Source organism: Microbacterium esteraromaticum (assembly GCF_028747645.1).
GTDB classification, from domain to species: domain Bacteria; phylum Actinomycetota; class Actinomycetes; order Actinomycetales; family Microbacteriaceae; genus Microbacterium; species Microbacterium esteraromaticum_C.
In genome coordinates, this window is the sequence record NZ_CP118100.1 from 3032395 (window position 1) to 3048003 (window position 15609).

Consider the following 15609-nt stretch of genomic DNA (forward strand, 5'->3'; position numbering starts at 1 on the left):
AGAGTCTGTGGGACGACCCGGCCCCTTCGGCGGTCGCCGAGAACCTGAGTCGTGATGACTCAAGTGTAAACAGAACGTCGGATGCTGTCAATTCAAAGTTGATATGAGGTGACTCAACCTTGGGTGCAACCTCCCCCGTCGCCCGCACGCATCTCCCGCACGCGCGCGCGTCATCCTATGCTGACCACAAGGGCAACGGGGAGGCAGCTGTGACGCTCGACGACAAGGCAGACACGGTCAGCCCGCCACCGACATCGACCCCGCGGGAGCGGTTCCGCGCGATGGTCGCCGCGCTGTCCAATCCCGCCGGCGTCCGCGGACTCCTCGCGATGGCCGGCGGCACCGTCGTGCTGCTGCTGCCCAACGCGACCACCATGCTCGTCACGTTCATCGTGGTCGCCCTGCTCGCTCTCAGCGGCGCGACCGACCTCTGGTACGCGGCGTCAGGGCGCCGCTGGTTCGGCAAGGGGATCAGTCGCTGGCTCGCCGCACTGCGCGGGCTCGCCGCGCTCGCCCTCGCTGCCGTAATGATCCTCGCGATCTACGCGGCCGGCGACGCGCTCACCCTGACCCTCGTCGTGGGATTCGCGGGTATCTTCATCGGCATTCGCGGGGTCGTTGCGATCATCGGAGCCCTGCTCAAGCGCCGCGAACGCGACCCGCTACCGCGCCTGGCCGGCGGTTCCATCGCCGTCATCGCCGGAATCCTGGCATACCTGGTTCCATCCTCGGTCGTCTCGACGGTGATCATCGGCGGCGCCGTGGCCGCGCTGGTACTCGGTCTGCTGCTGGTCGCGTGGAGTCTGCGTCACTCAGCCCGAGGCACGACGACCGTGCCGCCCACGGCCACAGTTCCCGAACTGATCTGGGACTGGATCGATGGATCCGACATCGGCCGCAAGCAGCGTGCCGAGTACGCCGCCGGCCTGTACTTCGAGCGCCCGCAGCGCCTCACCAAGCTCGGCACGTGGTGGGTCATGCTCGTGCTTTCGGTCGCCATCGCCTCGTTCGCCGTGCTGGCCGATTCGACTGCTGTCGTCATCGGGGCCATGCTCGTGGCGCCCCTCATGACGCCGATCCTCGGCCTCGCCGGTGCTCTCGTAAACGGCTGGGGCCGACGGGCGTTCGACTCGGCAACCCTCATCGTCGCGGGTGCTCTGGCCGCCGTCGCGCTCGCCTACGGGATCAGCGCCTGGGCTCCCATCGCCATCTCGCACGCCACGAACTCGCAGATCGTCTCGCGCGTGAGCCCGACGACGGTCGACATGCTGATCGCGATCGCGGCCGGCGCGGCCGGCGCCTTTGCGACCGTCAACGCACGCGTCGCCAGCGGCATCGCCGGTGTGGCGATCGCCGTCGCCCTCGTGCCGCCGCTCGCGGTGGTGGGCATCAGCCTGAACGGCGGCCAGTACGCCGACGCGGGCGGCGCCACGCTGCTCTTCCTGACGAACTTCGTGGCGATCGTTCTGAGCGCCTCGGCGGTGTTCGTGCTCACCGGCTTCGCCCGCCCCTACGCCTTGCGCAACCGCCCGCGTCAGATCATGCAGACCGTCGTGCCGTTCATCGCCCTGGCCGGCATCATTCTGCTGCCCCTCATGCTGACGTCCGAGGGGATCCTGCAGTCCCAGAACCGTCAGCGCGACGTGCAGCACACGGTCGAGGACTGGCTCGGCGACGACACCGACTTCGTCGTCTCAGACATCTCGGTCACCGGCGACACCGTCAGCATCACGATCAGCGGCCCCGGCGAGCCCCCACAGGCCAGCGATCTCCATGAGACGCTGCAAGCCACTTTCCCCGCTGCTGTCGCCCTAGAGCTCACCGTCATCCCCGTCGAGGTGACGGTGCTGCCCGCAGAGGGCTGACGCAGAAGCGGATGCCCTCTTGTCACACGAGCATCGAGCACACACAATGTGCCCATGAGCACTCCTGTGAACGTCGACAACTTCGCCACCGCTGAGACCCACCGCATGATGCGCGACATTCAGGCCGCGAACGGCGGCGTCAACGTCTTCCGCCACAACCGCGTACCCACGCCGATCGACGAGCAGACGGTCATCCGCATGAACCGCGACACGCTCTACAGTGCGGCAGTGGTCGATATCAGTGCGGGTGCGACGATCACGATCCCCGAGCACGGCGACCGCTATGTATCAGTGATGGTCGTCAACGAGCATCACTACATCAATGCGGTGTTCCACGATGCGGGTGAACACCACCTCTCGATGGATCAGCACGGCACTCGCCACGTCGTGCTCGCCGTGCGTACGCTCGTCGATCCTGCGGACCCGGCCGACGTTGCCGCGGTCGCCGCTCTGCAAGACGGGTTCGCCTTGCGCGCGGATTCACAACGGCCGTTCGAAATGCCCGACTACGACGCGACGACATTCGACGAGACTCGAGACGCCCTGCTGGCACTCGCGCGCAACCTGCCGTCGTTCGACCGCACGTTCGGCACGCGCGACGAGGTCGACCCGGTGCATCACCTGATCGGTTCCGCCGCCGGGTGGGGTGGGCTTCCCAGTTCTGAGGCCGTGTACGTGGGGGTCGAGCCGCGCCTGCCCGTGGGTCAGTATGCGCTGACGGTACGCGACGTGCCGGTCGATGGATTCTGGTCGGTCTCCGTGTACAACGCCGCGGGGTTCTTCGAGCCGAACGACCGCGACGCGTACACGATCAACAACATCACCGGTGCGCGCGACGACGACGGCTCGATCACTGTGCGTTTCGGCGACTACCCGGAGGGCACACCAAATGCGTTGCCCATCACCGAGGGCTGGAACTACCTGGTGCGCTTCTACCGTCCCCGGGCGCAGATCATCGACGGCACCTGGACGTTCCCGACGTTGCAGGCCTGACCTACTCTGCAGGCCTGACCGCGCTCACCGCCGCATGATCACACGTGCGAGTCGGGTGCCGAGCAGCTGGATCAGGTGCACGAACAGCACGATCAGGATGATCGCCGCCCACATCACGACCGGCTCGAACCGTCGGAAGCCGTAGATCTGCGCGAAGGCGCCGAGTCCGCCACCGCCGACCATTCCGGCCATGGCGGTCATGTCGATCAGCGCGACGACGACGAAGGTGTAGCCGAGGATCAGCGGGCCGAGCGATTCGGGGATCGCGACGGTGAACAGGATGCGCCACGGGCCGGCACCCATCGAACGCGCCGCCTCGATGACGCCGGGCGAGACCGAGACGAGGTGCTGTTCGACGATGCGGCCGATCGCGAATGCGGCGGCGATGCCGATCGCGAACGCTCCGGCCGTCGTTCCGATGCCGATGCCGACCACGGCGCGGGTGACCGGCTGCAGCACGGCGATGAAGATGACGAACGGGATGGGGCGGAAGAAGTTCACCAGCAGCTCGAGCAGCGCGTTCACGACGCGGTTGGGCATGAGCCCACCCGGTCGGGTCACGTACAGTCCGATGCCGAGAAGAGTGCCGAGGATGCCGGCGAGCACGAGCGCGAACGTCGTCATGTAGAGCGTTTCGAGCGCGGCATCCCAGAACTCGGGCCACAGTTCGTTGAGGCGTTCCATCAGGCGACCTCCTCCGGCGCGATCTCGGTGACGGTCGCGTGCGCGCCGATGCGGGTCAGCGTGGCGTCTATGACAGCATCCGCCCCTCGGATCGCCAGGGTGAGGTGACCGAACGCGCGGCCGCGGATGTCATTGATGCCGCCGTAGACGAGCTCGAAGTCCAGCCCGGCCTGGGCGAGGTCGACGAACACCTGCGCCTGAGATGAGTCGCCGTCGCGGAACGAGAAGGTGACGAGGCGGCCGTCGTGCCGCTCGCGCAGCGAGGCGGCCTCGGCGGGCGACGGGATGCCCTTGATCACGGTTCCGACGAAGCGTTGGGAGGCCGGGTTCTGGGGGTCGGAGAAGACCTCGAACACGTCGCCCTGCTCGATCACCTGACCGTGCTCCATGACGGCGACTTTGGTGGCGATGGTCTGGATGACGTCCATCTCGTGCGTGATGACGACGATGGTGACGCCCTGCTCACGGTTGACGCGGCGCAGCAGGGCGAGCACCTCGTGCGTGGTCTGCGGGTCGAGGGCGCTGGTGGCCTCGTCGGCGAGCAGGATGGCGGGGCGGGTGGCGAGCGCGCGTGCGATGCCGACGCGCTGCTTCTGCCCACCCGAGAGCTGCTCGGGGTAGGCCTTGGCCTTGTCGCTGAGTCCGACGAAGGCGAGCAGTTCGGAGACGCGCTCGTCGATGTCGGCCTTCTTCCACCCGGCGAGTCGCAGCGGGTAGGCGATGTTGGCCTTCACGGTCTTCGAGGCGAAGAGGTTGAACTGCTGGAAGATCATTCCGATGCCGCCGCGCACGTCGCGCAGCTCACGCTCGGACAGCGTGGTGATGTCGACGCCGTCGACGACGATCGACCCGCTGGTGGCGGGTTCGAGCGCATTGATGAGTCGCACGAGGGTGGATTTGCCGGCACCCGAGTACCCGATGATGCCGAAGACGTCGCCCTGTTCGATGTCGAGCGTCACGCCACCGACCGCGGTCACGGGCTGTGCGCCCTTGACCGCGGCCGGGTACGTCTTCGTGACATCGGTGAGAGTCACGATGGCCATGAATCAGCCCTTTGCTTCTGCGGTGTCCTTCTCGACCTTCGCGAGCGAGGCCTCGAGGTCGGCGACCGGGGTCTGGAGCGGAACGATCGTGTTGCCGGATGCCTCGACGAGGCCCGCCTGCACGGCCTCGTCGGTCTGGAAGATCTCGACGAGCTTCAGGTACGTCTCGTTGTCCTTGTCATCGGCGCGAGCGGCGAAGATGTTGACGTACGGCAGCGCGTTGGCGTCCGAGGGGTCGTCCTGGGCGATGGCGTCTTCGAAGCTGAGGCCGGCCTGCGTGACGAAGTCGTTGTTGATGATCGCCGCGGCGGCATCGGGCAGCGAGTTCGGGATCAGTGCAGCCTCGAGGGCGACGACCTCGACCTTGGAGTTCTCCTCGTCGATGTCGGCGAGGTCAGAGAAGATGGTGCCGCCGCTGGTCAGCTCGATGAGTCCGGCCGACTGCAGCACGAGCAGGGCGCGGGCCTGGTTGGAGACGTCGTCGGGAACGAGCACGGTGTCGCCGTCCTTGATGTCGGCGACGTCGTCGACCTTCTGCGAGTAGAGGCCGAGGGGGTAGATGCCCGTGGAACCGATCGGCGTGAGGTCCTGGCCCGAGGCGACGTTGTAGTCGGCCAGGTAGACGATGTGCTGGAACTGGTTCAGGTCGAGCTCGCCTTCGGCAAGTGCCGGGTTGGGCTGCTCGTACGAGGCGAAGTCGACCAGTTCGACCTCGATGCCCTCGGCCGCTGCCGCGTCGACGAAGGCGGGCCACTGCGGGTCGCTCTTGCCGACGACGCCGATGCGCACGACGTCGCTCTCGCTCTCACCGCTGGTGGCAGGAGACGAGGCGCAGCCGGCGAGGGATGCGATGAGCGCAACTGCCGCGGTAGCGGCGGCGACGGTGGTGATGCGGCGGGACATGATGATCGTTTCCTCTCGTGGGGACGAGAGAAACCGTATGTTCTGCCCCGATACCACCGACAATCGGTGCGTCACATTGCGTCACAGCGGTGCGTGCACCGCTAATCTTCGCCCGGCAGGGCTCACTTACCTCCGGGAGGGCCCACGATCAGCAGCACGGTGTACAGCGTGACGATGGCGACGGCGATGAGTGCGCCGAGCACCCACGGGCGCTGCAGGAACCAGCGCATCGTGCGGTCGTACCAGGTGTGGTCGCGCGGGTCGTCGGTCTGAGTGAGCCGCCACTCCCCTTCGAGCCGGTGCGTGCGGTGCAGCCAGATCTCGGCAGGGATCGTCGCGAACGGCACGATCGCGCTGGCGATGGCAGTGATCGCGACGCCCGGGTGCCAGCGCTGGTTGAAGGCGACGAGCACGGCCATCGCGCCGTACGACAGGAAGACGAATCCGTGGATGCCACCGCCGATGGTGACGACCAGCGGGTCGACGCCGAGGGCGCGCGCGATGAGGGCGCTGATCAGCAGGGTCCAGGTGATCGCTTCAGCGATCGCGAGGACGCGGTACAGGCGGGCGGGTGTCATGAACAAGTCGTCTCCTCGTCGGGTCTGCGTCCACGCTAGGCGACCGTGTCGATGGATCCGCTCCACAGGCGCGGATCCACGGGGCTACAGCAAAGAAGATCATCCGAATGGTGGAGAGGAAAAGGGGGTCGAATTAGGAAGGATCATGAACTAATCTGGTCGTGCCCTGAGCCGCGCCCCGACACGCGCGGCCACATCGCAACGTGCCACAAGCACCGCGCCCGACGGAGTACGCGCATGCCAGAGCCCGAAGACACACCTCCCGCCCGCCGTTCGACCCACGTCGACACCGGCGTCGACGACGCCGGAACCGCGCTGGTCGCGGGCTCGGAGGCGCCCTCTCGCTCGAGCCGCCGCACGCGCAAGACGGCGTCGCTCCCCGCCTTCACCGGCGCCTCCAGCACGGCACGGGCGACGGCATCGACCGCACCTGCACCGACCGCGGCGCCGGCGTCAGCATCCGCTCCCTCCGAACCGGCGAACGCCGAACCCGACACCGACCCGGCCCCGCGACGCAACCGCCGCCCGGCGCTGATCCTGCTCACCGCGACCATCGTCGTCCTGCTGGGCGCGCTGGGCGCGGTCGGCACCGCCATCGTCGCGAACCTCGCGCCGGGCGGTGCGACCGCTGCGATGTCGGATGCTGATGAGAACGTCCCCTCGACGCTGGCGACGCCGTTGTTCCCGCTCGACACCCCCGCAGCGGCGGCCGGGGCGACGCCGTGCACGACCGTGCACGTGCTGGCCTCGTTCGAGAACACCGAGATGGTCGAGAAGCTCGCGGAGGGCTACAACGCCGCTCCGCGCGACATCGACGGCAGCTGCGTCACCGTCACCACCGCGAAGGACAAGTCAGGAGCCGCCGCCACCCGGGCCGCCGGCTCTTTCGCCGACGTTCCTGCTGATCAGCGTCCGACGATCTGGCTACCCGACTCGGCGACGTGGCTGTCCGTGGCCAACGACGAGGGCGCGACCGTCGTACCGACCGAGGGCACCGAGGTCGCCAGCACGGGGATCGTCCTCGCCATGCCCGCGCCGCTCGCTTTCGCGACGGGCTGGTACAACGAGGCGCCCACCTGGACCGAGGTGTTCTCACTGGCGAACCGCCCGGATTTCTGGTCGGTGCTCGGGCACCCCGAGTGGGGCACGTTCAAGCTGGGCAAGACCAGCCCGCTGGTCGCGACCTCGGGCGAGGCGGCGCTGCTTGCATCGTTCGGCGCCTCGGGCAGCGGCGTGGGAGCGTCGACGGCGGCCGACTTCGGCGATACGGCGGTGCTCGATCAGGTGCGCACGCACGAGCTGGCCACCAGCCACTACCTGTCGACCCCCGAGCACTTCCTGTGGCACGCGCGGCAGGCCGAAGAGAGCGGCGCGTCGTCGGACTTCCTCTCGGCGGTGATCGTCGATGAGAAATCGGTGTGGGACTACAACCGGGGCATGATCAGCCACGACGGCATCACCCGAGTCAAGGGCGACGTGCCCCACGACGAACTCGTGGCGATCTACCCGACCGATGGCGTGTACGTCGCCGAGAGTACCGCCGTCGTGCTCGACGGCGACTGGGTCAATGAGCAAGAGCGTTCGGCCGCCGCAGACTTCCTCCGATTCGCGCACACCGCTGAGGGACAGAAGATCGTCACGGATGCCGGATACCGCGACCTCGACGGCCGACTGGCGCCCGTGGTGAAGGACGTCGGCGTGCTGCCGCGACGTGTGCCGAACGCGATCGAGCTTCCCTCCGGCGAGGTGGTCACGGCGCTGCATGACAGCTTCTCCAGTGTGCGCAAACGCGCCGCCGTGCTGTTTCTCATCGATACCTCGGGATCGATGAACAACACGATCCCGAGCGGGCAGACCAAGATCGAGGCCGCGAAGTCGGCGATCACGGCCGCGCTCGGACACTTCACCGACGGCGACCTGGTGGGCCTGGCCGCCTTCTCGTCATCGGGTGGGGCTGACGTGGCGCCTGGCATGCTGACGCCGGTTGCCGACATCGCGAGCAACCGCGACGCACTGCTGTCAGGGGTGAAGAGCCTGCGGGCGGATGCGTACACGCCGCTGCACTCGGCCGTGTCGGAGTTCACCCGCGCCCGGTCGGATGAGCACGTCGCCGATCACATCAATGCGGTGATCGTGCTCAGCGACGGCGCCGATGAGACCCTGGTGCCCACCATCACCGAGGCCGAGATGCTCGACGACCTCACCGGGCTGCCGCGTGATGCCGCTGTGAAGGTGTTCACACTCGCCTACGGCTCGAGCGCCGATGTCGACACGTTGCAGCAGATCGCGTCGGCGACGGGCGCACAGTTCTATGACGCGACCGACCCGACCGAGGTCACCGCGATCCTCGGCGACCTGGTGACCAGCTTCTGAGCGGCGCGTCGTCACCGCTCGTTCACCCGTCACGGCCAGACTGCGAGCATGAGTGATGACCACCGGGTGCCGCACCCCGAGGCGACCGCCAGCACCGATGCCGTGGCGGTGATGGGGCTAGACCTGCGTGGCGACACCCCCGCCCCCAAGAAGCAGGTCTACTCGTGGGCCCTGTGGGACTGGGCGACGCAGCCGTTCAACACGGTCATCCTCACCTTCATCTTCACCGCGCTGTACCTGGTCAGCGACGCATTCCTGCCGACCGATCTGCAGGGGCTGGCCGACGATGACCCTCTCAAAGAGGCCGCTCTCGCCGAGCTGACCTCGGGGCTGGGTCTTGGTTCGACGATCGCCGCCCTGGCGATTCTGCTGCTCGCCCCGGTGCTCGGACAGCAGGCGGATGCCGCGGGCCGCCAGAAGCTGTGGCTGGGCATCGGCACCGGCGCGCTGATCCTGTGCATGTTCGGTCTGTGGTTCGTCACGCCGGTGCCGTCGATGTTCTGGGTGGGCGTCGCACTGATCTCGGCGGGATCGGTGTTCGGCGAGATCGCCGCGGTCAACTCGAACGCCATGCTGATCGGCATCGCCAACCCGAAGAACATCGGGCGCATCTCGGGCCTCGGCTGGGGCTTCGGATACCTCGGCGGCATCGTGGCCCTCGTCATCGTCGTCGTGCTCGACACCGCCGACTGGTTCGGCATGTCGACCGACAACGGCCTGCCGTTCCGCCTGATCGCCGTGGGCTGCGCGGTGTGGGCGATCATCTTCAGCATCCCGATCTTCCTGAACGTTCCCGAGCCGTCGCTCGGGCGCCCCGAGCGCAAGGCCGGGTTCTTCAAGTCGTACGTGCTGCTCACACAAGACGTGGTCAGCCTGTACCGCAAGAGCGAGACGCGACCGACGTTCTGGTTCCTGCTGGCGAGCGCGGTCTTCCGCGACGGGCTGGGCGGCGTGTTCGCCTTCGGCGCGGTGATCGCGGCGGTCGTGTTCGGCTTCGGATTCACCGAGTTGGTGATCTTCGGCATCGCCGCCAACCTGATCGCCGGCGTCTCGACGATCATCGCCGGACGTTTCGACGACCGCTTCGGCCCCAAGCGCATCATTCTGCTGTCTCTGAGCGCCATGATCATCTCGGGGTTGGCGGTGTTCTTCCTGGTGGATGCCGGAACGACGGTGTTCTGGATCGGCGGGCTGATCCTGTGCGCGTTCGTCGGCCCGGCGCAGTCCGCGGCCCGCTCGTTCCTGGCGAGGTTGACCCCGGCCGGGCGCGAGGGCGAGATCTTCGGCCTGTACGCCACGACCGGACGCGCGGCGAGCTGGATGGCATCGGGCGCGTGGACGCTGCTGATCGTGACGACGCAGTCGACGACCTTCGGCATTCTCGGCATCGTGCTGGTGCTGCTGGTCGGCCTGCTTCTGTTGCTGCCGGTGCACGAGCGTCGCGCCTGAGACGCCCACCGTCAGGATGTCGCGCTCGACTCCGTACTGGCGTTCTCAGCAGGCCGCGGTACCGCCCTAGCGATACCCGTGCGGGCCACGCGGTCGCGTCGCTGAGGCACCTGTGAAACTGAGAATTACGAGTCGACGCGCTCTCCTATACTGAACGGATTCCGTCCGCTCGAAGAACATCAGGTGAACAGTCCGTGCGCCAATGGCTTCGAAGGAGCCTGTTGCTGCGTCGCATCCGGTTTCTTCCGTATTCACTGCCGTATCGGCTCTGGGCGACCCTGAAATCCGTCGCACCAGACCGAGTCCTGTTCCTGTCGGATTCACATGACGGCTTCGTCGGAAACATGCAGTTTCTTCGCGAGGCGATGTTGCGCGAGAGCTCTTCTCTGGAAGTCATCGGCATCTTCAAGTCGAGCCTGTCTGCGCGGCGCCCCCTGCGCGACGTGCTGCGCCTGCCGTATCTTCTGGCGACGAGTTCGGTGATCGTGCTCGATGACTTCTACCCTCTAATATATCGGTTCCCGGTGCGTGATGAAGCGCGCCTGGTGCAGATCTGGCACGCCGCCGGCGCGTTCAAGCAGGTGGGGCACAGCCGCGCGGGCCTCCCGGGCGGCCCGACGCCGGGCAGCGAGATTCACCGCAACTACACCGATGCGGTCGTGAGTTCGTCGGGCATCGTCGACGACTACGCCGAAGCTTTTGGGATTCCCGCTGAGCGGGTGCACCCCTGGGGTATGCCCCGATCGGATGCCTTCTTCAACGTGAGCACCGCCACGCAGACCCGCGAGCGTGTGCGCCGCGCGCTGGGTATCGGAGAGGGCGATCGGTTCGTGGTCTTCGCGCCGACGTTCCGCGGCAACGGCCAACGCAGCGCTACCGCAGCGCCGGTGGCCGACTGGGCAGGCATAGCTGACGCGCTGGGCGCCGGTTGGCGCATCGGTATTCGCCAGCACCCGTTCGTCGCCCAAGGGGCGCTGCCCGACGGCATCATCGATGCGTCGCAGATCGGCGATATGAACGACCTGCTGATGGCCACCGACGTGCTGGTGACCGACTACTCGTCGTCAATCTTCGAGTTCGCGCTACTGCGCCGCCCGATGGTCTTCTTCGTTCCAGATCTCGACGAGTACGAGGCCGCACGATCGTTCTACCGCCCGTTCGACCACTATGCCGTCGGCCCCGTAGTGCGCGAAGCCGATGGACTTGCCGAGGCGATCCGAGGCGCGCAGGTTGACGTCGAGCGCTTCGATGCGTTCGTTTCGGAGTTCGCAGATGCCCTCGATGGGCGCTCCAGCGCGCGCATTGCCCGCGAGTTGCTCGGCGGGAACGCCGGGGAGATGGCGCTGTGATGGCCTGGGCACGGCGCATGCGACTGGATGTCGTCGCCGCGTACGCCGCACGTTTCGCTCTCACACTGGTGAGCGTCGTAATGCGGGTGCTACCGCGGCGGCACAAGGTGACGTTGCTCACCCGACAGAGCCGCACGCCCCCGTCTGACTTCCGCCTTCTGCGCACAGCGATGCTGCGCATCGACCCGACGGTCGAAGTGGTGATGATCGCGAGAATGGTGCCACCGGGCCTCCTGCGCAAGCTCGGATACGCCGCCCACCTGCTGCTGGAGATGTATCACGCATCGACGTCGCGCGTGCTTGTCGTCGACGGCTATTCGATCATCGCGTCGGCCACGCCACAATCGAAGGGCCTGACCGTCGTGCAGCTGTGGCACGCACTCGGCTCGCTGAAGAAATTCGGACTGAGCATCGTCGGACAGCCGGGGGGACGCGATCCGCGGCTCGCCAAGGCGATGCGGATGCACGCCGGGTACGACGTCGTGATCGCCAGCGCCGAGCGGTGCCGCGCCCCCTTCGCCGAAGCTTTCGGCGTCGACGTGTCGAAGGTGGTGGTCGCCCCTCTCCCCCGCGTCGACAAGCTGCGTGATCCTGCTCGCCGCGCCGCGATACGCGAGCGCTTCGAGTACCTCTACCCCGACCTGGTGGGGGCCAAGGTCGCGTTGTTCGCGCCGACGTTCCGCACCGAGGGACGCCTCGCGACCGTCGATCCGGTCGAGCTGACGCAGGCGATGAATGACGCCGGCTATGCGTTGGTCACCAAGCTGCATCCGCTCGTTCCTGCACCGACCCACGGTGGCCTCCGCACGGCACCCGGCCTGTCGACGCAAGACCTTCTGCTGGTCGTCGACGTCTTCATCACCGACTACTCATCAGCCGTGTTCGAGGCAGCCGTCGCCGAGGTGCCGTCGTACCTGCTCGCGCCCGACCTCGACGAGTACGCCCAGCGGCGCGACTTCTACGCCCGCTACCCCGATGACCTCGGACTACCGATGGCGCGCAGCGTCGACGAGCTCGTCGAGATGGTGCGCGACGAAGCCTCGGATGCTGCGATGATGACGACCTTGCGCGAGAAGTTCATCTTCTTCCCACCCTCGCTTGCCCCGACCTTCAGCAGCGATGCGCTGGCTCTCACAATTCTCAATCCGCTTCAAGGAGCTTACTCTCGATGACACGAAATCGCCGCACCTGGATATTCAATTGTGCAGACACTTTTTCGGGCAACCCAAAGTGGATGTTCTTGTACATCGTCAACCAACGCCCCGACATCGAGGCGATCTGGGTGAGCGAATCCGAGGAATGCGTCCGATTCGTACGTTCGCTCGGGTTCAAGGCAGAAGTTCTCAGTTCCCGCAAGGGCATCGCAGTTCAGCGACGCGCTGGTGTCTTCGTCGTGAATCAGGTGAAGGAGCGAATCCCCGTCGACATGACGGGCATCCTCCTCCTGAACCTGTGGCATGGCGTTGGGGTCAAGACGATCGAGAGGCGACTTGTCGACGGCGACCTGTTGCCACGAATCGCCGGCAAGTACATTCGGAACAACAAAGCGTACCGCGATACGCAACACTTCCTTGTCACCTCACCCGCGATGGAGTCGCATTTCACCTCCCAGGTCGGACTTCGCGAGGATCAGCTCATCAGGGGGAGCTATCCGCAGAACATTTACCAACGTCGATTCGGTGCATTCAGGTCTTTCGATCACGACGTCCGAACTCGACAGGGCCTGTCTGCGGACACCCGCCTTGCGATGTACGCACCAACCTTCCGCACGATTCATGACGGTTCGTCATTCCTACACGCGGCCTTCCCTCACCCGGAGGCGCTAATTGATACCCTGCGCGAAACGAATACTCTGCTGATCCTTAAGATGCACCCGCATATGGCGTCAGATACGGCGTTTCAGCAGCTTCGCACAAAGTATGCAGATGAAGCGCACTTGCTTTTCTGGGAGAACAGCGATGACATATACGAAATCTTCCCAGAAATCGACCTCGCGATCATTGACTACTCCTCGATCCACTACGACCTGCTCGCGGCCGGCCTAAACCGGTTCATCCGATATGCTTTCGACCGCGATCAAGAAGGCGTCTTCAACCACAGCTCAGATTACCTCGACCTGTCCGCAGGAACCCTCGCCGACTCATTCGACGAACTCCTCACGGCGCTGCGCTCAGAGAACCGAATCAGCTCCAACGACCGCGAACGATTGATGGATCACTTCTGGGCGTTTGACAACGATCAAACTTTCGAACTCCTGATTGAAGCTGGCCTGACCCGTGATATCGCTGACAACCAGCTCCCTAACCTCTACAGTTTCGACATTTTCGACACGGTTATCGGACGCACCACAATCGAGCCGATCAGCGTATTCCATCGCGTGCAGGAGCTGATCTCTGAGAGCGATCTCGGATTTCCGGCGGATCTAAGATTCGACTTCGTTCGAATTCGGACCACAGCCGAGAAGGCCGTGCGCGAGCGCAATCGCAAGAACCCGGCTCTTGAGAAGTCCAAGGCATTCGAGATCCACTTCTTCGAGATCTACGATCGAATATCATCGCTTTACGGGCTGAGCGCCCCACAGCGCGATCAGTTGATGGTGTGGGAAGTAGACACTGAGCTTTCGGTCACGCGTCCAATACCCCAGCAAGTGGCCCGCGTCAAGAGCCTGATCAACACCGGAAGTTGCGTGGTGTTCATCAGTGACATGTATCTGCCTGAGGCAGTCGTCCGCGAGTTGCTCATGAAGGCGGACCCAGAGCTTGCTAACGTTCCGCTGTACCTGTCAAGTACGCGCGGAGTCCAGAAGACAACCGGAAGGCTGTACCTTGAGGTATATAAGGAACAGCCCTATGACTACGCGGAATGGCGGCATATTGGCGACAACCCCCATGCCGACGAGAAACCCGCGCGCGCGCTTGGGATAGTGACTCGGCGGCTCCCCCAAGCCAAACTCTCCCCTTACGAATGGCGCGTCGTCAGATCATTGAAGAGCTTCGACGGCTTCCAGGTCGCAGGAATGCACTACGACAAGCGGATCAGTGACCACGAGCGCCCCCCCGTTCATGACTTCGCTTACCACTACATAGCGCCGTATCTTGTGCCATACGTCCTCTGGGTCATTGAAGATGCGCTGGAGCGCGGCTACAAATCCCTGTACTTTCTCGCTCGCGACGGCTATCACCTCAAGCGCATCGCCGATGAAGCCATCAGATTGCGTGGACTCGATCTGAAAACGAAGTATGTCTACGGCTCACGCCAAGCGTGGCGGTTGGCCGCGCAGGTGGACAACGTCGATGACGAGGTCTTCGGCCCGTTTGGTAGCTTCGGCGGCGCCACGTCCGTTGAGGCTTTTGCTCGGCAGGCGCGCTTGACGCTGGACGAGTTTATCGACATCATCCCCGCCGCCAAGCCCCTGGCGGGCGAGAAACACCTCACACCCGCGCAGCAGCGTGCAATCCGTGGCGCCTGTGCGGCGTCTATAGCGCTCCGACTCCACCTCCTGGATGTAGGGCAACACGAGCGCACCTCGGTACTCGGTTACATGAATCAAGAGATCGATTTTGGGGAGCCCTTCGCGATCGTCGAGTTCTGGGGACGCGGGTACACCCAAGACTGTCTCGGTATGATCCTACGCACAGGTGGCCTGCTCGACGGCGCTCTGCCGTTCTACTACGCGCGTAGCATCTACGACAGCTCCGAGGAGAGCATCCGTCACAACTTCACGTCCAGCGCGTTCTCCATGCTCGTCCCGGAGACCTTGTTCGCGAACCTTGATTATGGAACGACCGAAGGGTACACGCAGGAGGAAGGGCACTGGGTCCCGATAACCTCGCCGCGGAACAACAATCCGGCTTTGCACTCCGCGCTTGAGGCCGAATTGCCGGCGTATACGCGCGAGTTCCTAGCCCTGCCGCTCGTAGACGCGCCGCGCACACGTCGTGCGCTGTTCACGTTCGCGTTTGATTACTTCCAATCGAGTCCGACCGATGCCGCCTATGTAGAACACCTCGCCCCTCTGCGAGATGCGGTTGCTCTGGGCGAAGCAGAGCGCGAGTTCGCCCCAGCACTCGACATTAAGCTGTTCTTGCGCTACCTCAACCGTCACACACGCTCCTCCGTCAGCAGGAACTGGAAGATGACGTCGGTGCGCACCAAGGGCCTCCCGCGCCTGCTGCTCAAGGCGCAACAGCGATTCGGGTTCCGACGCATCATCCGGCGTCTGCGAGGCGCGCCGTCCCCAGCAGTTTCGTCCACCTGGCTCTTCAGTGATGAGCTACTGAATGATGTCGCTATATCCACGCAAGAGGGTGGCGAGAAGTGACGGACGGCGGAATGCCAGTCGATGGCTCTGTGATCGCTTCCGACCGATCTC

The 15609-nt window shown here is 65.2% G+C and carries 11 protein-coding genes; 7 read left to right on the forward strand and 4 right to left on the reverse strand.

Translation table 11 applies throughout. The features are described 5' to 3' along the window. The first annotated feature begins 209 nt into the window (after positions 1–209). Together PTQ19_RS14570 and PTQ19_RS14575 are read left to right on the forward strand one after the other, a co-directional pair. Entirely contained in the window at positions 210–1865 is a 1656-nt protein-coding gene (locus tag PTQ19_RS14570; protein WP_274367857.1) for a DUF389 domain-containing protein, read from the forward strand. Positions 1866–1919: 54 nt separating this feature from the next. Next, on the forward strand, positions 1920–2858 hold the full coding sequence (locus PTQ19_RS14575; RefSeq protein WP_274367858.1) for a DUF1254 domain-containing protein: 939 nt from the start codon (positions 1920–1922) through the stop codon (positions 2856–2858). 24 nt (positions 2859–2882) lie between these two features. On the opposite strand, the gene PTQ19_RS14580 is transcribed toward PTQ19_RS14575, so the two are convergent. From PTQ19_RS14580 to PTQ19_RS14595, 4 genes are all read right to left on the reverse strand, one after another. Continuing rightward, the gene (locus PTQ19_RS14580) at positions 2883–3542 is read right to left on the reverse strand and encodes a methionine ABC transporter permease (protein ID WP_274367859.1); all 660 of its coding nucleotides are present in this window, start codon (positions 3540–3542) and stop codon (positions 2883–2885) included. Then, on the reverse strand, positions 3542–4585 hold the full coding sequence (locus PTQ19_RS14585) for a methionine ABC transporter ATP-binding protein (protein WP_274367860.1): 1044 nt from the start codon (positions 4583–4585) through the stop codon (positions 3542–3544). The genes PTQ19_RS14580 and PTQ19_RS14585 overlap by 1 nt, the downstream gene beginning before the upstream one ends. Positions 4586–4588: 3 nt before the next feature. After that, positions 4589–5488, reverse strand: coding sequence for a MetQ/NlpA family ABC transporter substrate-binding protein (locus PTQ19_RS14590; protein WP_274367861.1), 900 nt, complete (start codon positions 5486–5488; stop codon positions 4589–4591). 122 nt (positions 5489–5610) lie between these two features. Continuing rightward, the gene (locus PTQ19_RS14595; RefSeq protein WP_274367862.1) at positions 5611–6072 is read right to left on the reverse strand and encodes a DUF3817 domain-containing protein; all 462 of its coding nucleotides are present in this window, start codon (positions 6070–6072) and stop codon (positions 5611–5613) included. A 231-nt stretch (positions 6073–6303) separates the two neighbouring features. On the opposite strand from PTQ19_RS14595, the gene PTQ19_RS14600 reads away from it, so the two are divergent. The 5 genes from PTQ19_RS14600 (at position 6304) to PTQ19_RS14620 (ending at position 15558) form a co-directional block, all read left to right on the forward strand. Next, positions 6304–8439, forward strand: a complete 2136-nt coding sequence (locus PTQ19_RS14600; protein ID WP_274367863.1) for a substrate-binding domain-containing protein — start codon at positions 6304–6306, stop codon at positions 8437–8439. A gap of 48 nt (positions 8440–8487) precedes the next feature. Continuing rightward, on the forward strand, positions 8488–9888 hold the full coding sequence (locus PTQ19_RS14605) for an MFS transporter (protein WP_274367864.1): 1401 nt from the start codon (positions 8488–8490) through the stop codon (positions 9886–9888). A gap of 194 nt (positions 9889–10082) precedes the next feature. After that, a complete protein-coding gene (locus PTQ19_RS14610) occupies positions 10083–11237 on the forward strand; it encodes a CDP-glycerol glycerophosphotransferase family protein (RefSeq protein WP_274367865.1) in 1155 nt (384 codons plus the stop codon). Positions 11238–11254: 17 nt separating this feature from the next. Beyond that, positions 11255–12409 carry a CDP-glycerol glycerophosphotransferase family protein gene (locus PTQ19_RS14615; RefSeq protein WP_274367866.1) on the forward strand — a complete coding sequence of 385 codons (1155 nt, stop codon included), beginning with the start codon at positions 11255–11257 and terminating at the stop codon, positions 12407–12409. Then, positions 12406–15558, forward strand: a complete 3153-nt coding sequence (locus PTQ19_RS14620) for a CDP-glycerol glycerophosphotransferase family protein (RefSeq protein ID WP_274367867.1) — start codon at positions 12406–12408, stop codon at positions 15556–15558. The genes PTQ19_RS14615 and PTQ19_RS14620 overlap by 4 nt, the downstream gene beginning before the upstream one ends. Positions 15559–15609 lie beyond the last annotated feature (51 nt).

Coding starts and splice junctions, on each gene's coding strand:
- PTQ19_RS14575 (WP_274367858.1), top strand. CDS start 1,920: ATGAGCACTCCTGTGAACGTCGACAACTTCGCCACCGCTGAGACCCAC.
- PTQ19_RS14580 (WP_274367859.1), bottom strand. CDS start 3,542: ATGGAACGCCTCAACGAACTGTGGCCCGAGTTCTGGGATGCCGCGCTC.
- PTQ19_RS14585 (WP_274367860.1), bottom strand. CDS start 4,585: ATGGCCATCGTGACTCTCACCGATGTCACGAAGACGTACCCGGCCGCG.
- PTQ19_RS14590 (WP_274367861.1), bottom strand. CDS start 5,488: ATGTCCCGCCGCATCACCACCGTCGCCGCCGCTACCGCGGCAGTTGCG.
- PTQ19_RS14600 (WP_274367863.1), top strand. CDS start 6,304: ATGCCAGAGCCCGAAGACACACCTCCCGCCCGCCGTTCGACCCACGTC.
- PTQ19_RS14605 (WP_274367864.1), top strand. CDS start 8,488: ATGAGTGATGACCACCGGGTGCCGCACCCCGAGGCGACCGCCAGCACC.
- PTQ19_RS14615 (WP_274367866.1), top strand. CDS start 11,255: ATGCGACTGGATGTCGTCGCCGCGTACGCCGCACGTTTCGCTCTCACA.
- PTQ19_RS14620 (WP_274367867.1), top strand. CDS start 12,406: ATGACACGAAATCGCCGCACCTGGATATTCAATTGTGCAGACACTTTT.